7 protein-coding genes and 1 pseudogene are annotated in these 5,055 nt (G+C 55.5%); 4 read left to right on the forward strand and 4 right to left on the reverse strand.

The window, feature by feature from the left end; genetic code table 11:
* A partial coding sequence (locus tag RTY00_RS19570) for a phytoene/squalene synthase family protein (RefSeq protein ID WP_312665637.1) occupies positions 1-682 on the forward strand: 682 nt, incomplete at its 5' end.
* Here the strand turns inward: RTY00_RS19570 and RTY00_RS19575 are convergent.
* A complete protein-coding gene (locus RTY00_RS19575) occupies positions 621-1,154 on the reverse strand; it encodes a sterol desaturase family protein (RefSeq protein ID WP_312665639.1) in 534 nt (177 codons plus the stop codon). The genes RTY00_RS19570 and RTY00_RS19575 overlap by 62 nt on opposite strands.
* Positions 1,155-1,339: 185 nt before the next feature.
* Here RTY00_RS19575 and RTY00_RS19580 point away from each other — a divergent pair.
* The 3 genes and pseudogenes from RTY00_RS19580 (at position 1,340) to RTY00_RS19590 (ending at position 3,213) form a co-directional block, all read left to right on the forward strand.
* Positions 1,340-1,580: pseudogene (locus RTY00_RS19580) on the forward strand (type II toxin-antitoxin system CcdA family antitoxin).
* A 2-nt stretch (positions 1,581-1,582) separates the two neighbouring features.
* On the forward strand, positions 1,583-1,891 hold the full coding sequence (locus tag RTY00_RS19585) for a CcdB family protein (protein WP_312665641.1): 309 nt from the start codon (positions 1,583-1,585) through the stop codon (positions 1,889-1,891).
* A gap of 131 nt (positions 1,892-2,022) precedes the next feature.
* Positions 2,023-3,213 (forward strand): MFS transporter, encoded by a 1,191-nt coding sequence (locus tag RTY00_RS19590; protein WP_312665643.1) that lies wholly within the window; start codon positions 2,023-2,025, stop codon positions 3,211-3,213.
* Here the strand turns inward: RTY00_RS19590 and RTY00_RS19595 are convergent.
* The 3 genes from RTY00_RS19595 to RTY00_RS19605 form a co-directional block, all read right to left on the reverse strand.
* Entirely contained in the window at positions 3,206-3,550 is a 345-nt protein-coding gene (locus tag RTY00_RS19595) for a helix-turn-helix transcriptional regulator (RefSeq protein ID WP_312665645.1), read from the reverse strand. The two genes, RTY00_RS19590 and RTY00_RS19595, sit on opposite strands and share 8 nt — an antisense overlap.
* Before the next feature lie 96 nt (positions 3,551-3,646).
* The gene (locus tag RTY00_RS19600; RefSeq protein WP_312665647.1) at positions 3,647-4,588 is read right to left on the reverse strand and encodes a sugar phosphate isomerase/epimerase; all 942 of its coding nucleotides are present in this window, start codon (positions 4,586-4,588) and stop codon (positions 3,647-3,649) included.
* 8 nt (positions 4,589-4,596) lie between these two features.
* The coding region (locus tag RTY00_RS19605) for a Gfo/Idh/MocA family oxidoreductase (RefSeq protein ID WP_312665649.1) at positions 4,597-5,055 on the reverse strand (459 nt) is incomplete at its 5' end.

Here is a 5,055-nt window from a genome sequence, read left to right on the forward strand (position 1 = left end):
CGGTGCGCACATGGATGAACCGGCCTTTAGGGCGTTTCAGGAAGTGGCGATCATCCATCAGTTGCCGCAACAGCTGGCGTTTGATCATCTGGAAGGCTTCGCCATGGATGCGCGCGATGAACACTATGCGAGTTTCGACGACACGCTACGTTACTGCTATCACGTCGCGGGCGTGGTCGGTTTGATGATGGCGCGCGTAATGGGCGTACGCGACGAAGCGGTGCTCGATCACGCCTGCGATTTAGGCCTGGCGTTCCAGCTCACTAACATTGCGCGCGACATTGTCGAAGATGCCGAAAATGGCCGCTGCTATCTGCCGCAAACCTGGCTCGATCAGGCGGGATTACGCGCCGATACGCTGACTGCACCGCAACATCGTGCAGCATTGGCTACGCTGGCAGCACGTTTAGTGGCGGAGGCGGAACCCTATTATCACTCGGCGCGATCCGGTTTACCGGGTTTACCGCTGCGCTCGGCGTGGGCCATCGCTACGGCTCGCGGCGTTTATCGCGAAATTGGCGTCAAAGTTCAACACGCCGGTGTGCACGCCTGGGATTCACGTCAGCGCACCAGTAAAGGTGAAAAACTGGCGCTGCTGGTGAAAGGGGCAGGTTTGGCGATCACCTCGCGTGTGGCTCGTCCTGAACCGCGTCCGGCTGGTCTGTGGCAGCGTCCTCGTTGATTTTACGTCCGTGGCGCTGGCGCAGCGTGGCTTGCAGCTTATTCAGCGGTGGCGCGTAGAGGAAACCAAATGACACGCAGCCTTCACGCCCGCGCACCGCATGATGCATGCGGTGCGCCATGTATAAGCGCTTAAGATAGCCTTTGCGCGGGATATAGCGGAACGGCCAGCGTTGATGCACCAGTCCATCGTGCACCATGAAGTAGAGCGCGCCGTACGTCGTCATCCCGGCACCAATCCACTGCAGCGGCCACATGCCTTGCACACCGACATAAATCAGCACAATCGCCAGTACCGCAAATACCACCGCATAAAGATCGTTGAGCTCAAACTTTCCGCTGTGCGGTTCATGGTGCGACAGATGCCAGCCCCATCCCCAACCGTGCATGATGTATTTATGCGACAGCGCCGCGACGATTTCCATCACCACCACGGTTGCCAACAAGATAAGCACGTTCCATAACCAGAGCATTGTTCGTCCATTTGTGGAAAAGGGAAATACTAAAGGTGGACGCGGATGAGCGATGGCGCAAGGTTTACCATGTTTAGAGATTTTAAAAGTCCATATCACGTTAAGAACGCTGCATTGCAGAGAGCGCAGATTTCACCCATACTCACCACACTCATTTATACACGTGTTAACTACATGGGGGATTTATGCCTTCTACAGCCGTAAGACAAAAAAAAAACCGTCAGTGTGACACTTGAACCTGCTCTACTCGAGCAAGCCAGAGAGGCAGGGCTTAATTTATCCGCCATTCTCTCTAAAGCTTTGCAACATGAAATTCGTACGACTGAAGCGGAAAGATGGAAGCGTGAAAACAGTGAAGGTTTGCAGGAACTCAATCGCATAACCGAAGAACACGGTTTATTGTCGGATGAATACAGGACGTTTTAGACATGCAATATTTTATTTATCGCAATACCAATAGGAACAGCGAGTACCCTTATCTGGTAGACGTTCAAAGTGAGATTATCGGCGAACTCGCATCACGAATCGTAATCCCGCTTTACCCTTTAAACCAGTTTAAAAAAAAGCAAGTTAAGCGTCTTAATCCGGTGATTCAGGTTGAAGGCGAGGAATTTCTGGTCATGACTCACGAAATGGCCAGTGTGCGCGTGTCGCTTCTTGGCGATCAGGTGATGGATGCACGTGTTTATCGCCAGAGGATTAAAGACTCGGTTGATTTTATCTTTGATGGTTTTTGAAACTTTACATCATAAAAGCCACTGGTTAGTATTGCCCTCCTTTCAGCGGTCAATCCCCGCTGCGTAAGCGTTAACGTCAACCAACGCACCATAAGCAGACTCGGTCTGCCTCATTGCTATGGTGCGAAAATATGACCCATACCGCGTTATCTGCGAATCCTGCTCTGCGTCGTTCTGGTTTTTTCCTGTTCTTACTGCTGCTGACAGCGGCCAACTTGCGCACGCCTATTACCGCAGTCGGCCCGGTGCTGGAAAACATCCGGCTGACGTTTGGCTTGAGCGCCAGTGCCGCGGGCGTGATCAACTTCTTGCCGCTGTTGATGTTCGCTACCTTAGCGCCACCCGCCGCGTGGTTCGGCAACCGTTTTGGTCTCGAGCGCAGTTTATGGGGCGCGTTGCTGCTCATCACGCTGGGATCGATTCTGCGTATCAGCGGCAGTGAATATGCAATGTGGGCGGGAACCATCATCCTGAGCTCGGGGATTGCGGCGGCCAACGTGCTCCTGCCGCCGCTGATTAAACGTGATTTCACCGAACACACCGCGCGATATGTTGGCTTGTACGCGATGACCATGGCAATCACCGCCAGCATTGCGTCGGGCGTGGTGGTGCCGCTCGCAGAGCTGAGTAGCGCTGGCTGGCGACTCTCATTAGCAGTGTGGCTGGTTCCGGCGATCGTCGCGCTGTTAGCCTGGCTGCCGTATCTGAAGAAGCCTGCGTCTCAGGCAAAAAACAGCGCCAACAGTACGTCAACGCGCTCACCGTGGCGCGCGGCCTTAGGCTGGCAGGTTTCGCTGTTTATGGCCTGCCAGTCGCTGGTGTTTTACACCCTGATTGGTTGGTTTACGCCTTTCGCGCAAGATAGCGGCATTAGCCAGCTGGAAGCGGGCGGCATGCTGTTTGTCTATCAGATTGTGGCCATCGTTTCGAATCTGGCCTGCATGAGTGCACTGAGAAAAATGCGCGATCAGCGGGCGATTGGTTTTCTCGCCTCGCTGTCGATTTTTGTCGCTGTCGCCGGACTGTTATTGGCACCGAATTATGCGCTGCTGTGGCTGATTCTGGCGGGATTAGGCGCTGGCGCATCGATGGTGATTTGCCTGTCGCTGTTTAATCTGCGCACCCATGATCATTTTCAGGCGTCGAAATTGTCGGGCATGGCACAGTGCGTCGGTTACGGATTAGCGGCGCTGGGCCCGCTCTGTTTTGGCCTGCTGCATGATGTTAGCGGCAACTGGCAGTGGCCGCTGATGCTGCTGTTAGTGATTGCGGCACTACAGATGGTTGTGGCTACGCTGGCTGGGCGGGCGCGGGTTATTTAACCTGGAAGTCATCCAGCGTGGTGCGGGTCAAGGAATCTTGCTGAGTGGCGCTTAACAGCGAATCGAGCAAACCCGGAAAACGGGCATCGAGATCGTCGCGTCGCAGCGACAGCAGATTTTCACGTCCAGAGGGTTTCTGCCAGATAATGCCGCCTTCGCGCAGCACGCGCCAGTGATGAGTTAAGGTGGATTTGGAGACGCCTTTCAGCAACGAGCCGCAGGTGTGTTCACCGCCGTCCGCCAGAATGCTGATCACCGTCATGCGCATCGGATTGCCCAACGCCGCCAGCACATTCTCCAGCCTGATTTCATCGCGCTGTGGGTGGTTTTCCAGCATGGCGTGCCTCTTAATAGTGGGTGAACCACGAATTATCAGGCAGGCAAGGCTCGATGTACAGAACACGGCGAGCGGTTGCCCGCCGTGGGTTTGACATTACTGGCTAATGGTTTGCTTAAGCGCCGCAATCGAGGAGGTCACGCCCGCTTCCACCGACATGGTGAGATCTTCCATCTCCAGCGATACCCAATCGTTGTAGCCCATCATGCGTACCACCGAGAAGAACTCTTTCCACCACTGCAGATCCTGGCCGCAACCGACGGCAACATAGTTCCACGCGCGATTCGCGACATCTTCCACCGGCTTGGTTTCCAGCAGACCGTTGATGTCCACCAGCCCGCGCTCCAGACGCACATCTTTGCCGTGGCAGTGATGAATCGCCGGGCCAAGCGCGCGCGCAGCGGCAATCGGATCCGCGCCCATCCACAGCAGATGGCTGGGATCGAGGTTCAGTCCAACCATATCGCCCACCGCGTCGCGCAGGCGGAACAAGGTTTCCGGATTCCACACCAGCATCGAACTGAAATTCTCCAGCGCAAACTTCTCCACGCCGCTGTTTTTGGCGCGCTGCACCAGCCCTTGCCAGTAAGGAATCGCTACCTCATTCCACTGATAATCGAGGCAGTTTTTCAGCGTCGGCGGCCAGCTCACGGTGTAAGTGATCCAGTTTGGAATGGTGTCGTGCGGGCTGGCGGGCGGCAGGCCGCTCATCATCACGATTTTCTTCACGCCCAGTTCACCGGCCAGCGCCAGTGCGTTTTCGGTATCACGCTTGTGCTTGTTGCCCAGTTCGCCCGGATCGAGCGGATTACCCGACACGTTCAGCGCCGCAATCGACATGCCGCGACTTTCCAGCGCCTGCAGTAGCTGTTGACGCTGCGTGGCACTCGCCAGCAATTCTTCGGTACGCAGATGCGGTGCCGGTGACCAGCCGCCGGTCGTCATCTCAACGCCGTAAACACCCAGCTCCAGCAACTTATCCAGCATCTGTTCAAACGGCAGATGACCCAGGCTATCAGTACAAAACGAAAGTTTCATGGCAGTCCTTATTCGTAGTTAACCCAGCTCGCGCCGTTGTCCGCAGAACGCACGCAGTTTTCGATCCAGCGCACACCTTCAATCCCGGCGTTGATATCGGGATAGATCAGGTTATCGAGAGTCTTCTGGTCGCCCTGTTGGGTGGCGTGGATGGCGATAGCAAATTTCAGATAGATGTTGGCCCAGGATTCCGCCAGACCTTCGGTATGCAGTGCGCCCAGACGTTCATCTGCCAAAGCGCTTTCATGCAGGTACGGCATGCCGTGATGCATGATCTGATTCGGCTGGCCCTGCACTTCATATTTCAGCTCGCCTGGGTTGTAGTCGCTCCACTCCAGACTGGCGCGTGAACCAATCACGCGAATGCTTTGGCTGTCCATCGAACCGGCATTGATCGATGAGGCCCACATGCGCCCTACCGCGCCGTTGTCGTAATGCATCAGCACCATGGCGTTATCTTCCAGCGG

The organism is Pantoea sp. CTOTU49201 (assembly GCF_032054795.1).
GTDB lineage: Bacteria > Pseudomonadota > Gammaproteobacteria > Enterobacterales > Enterobacteriaceae > Pantoea > Pantoea symbiotica.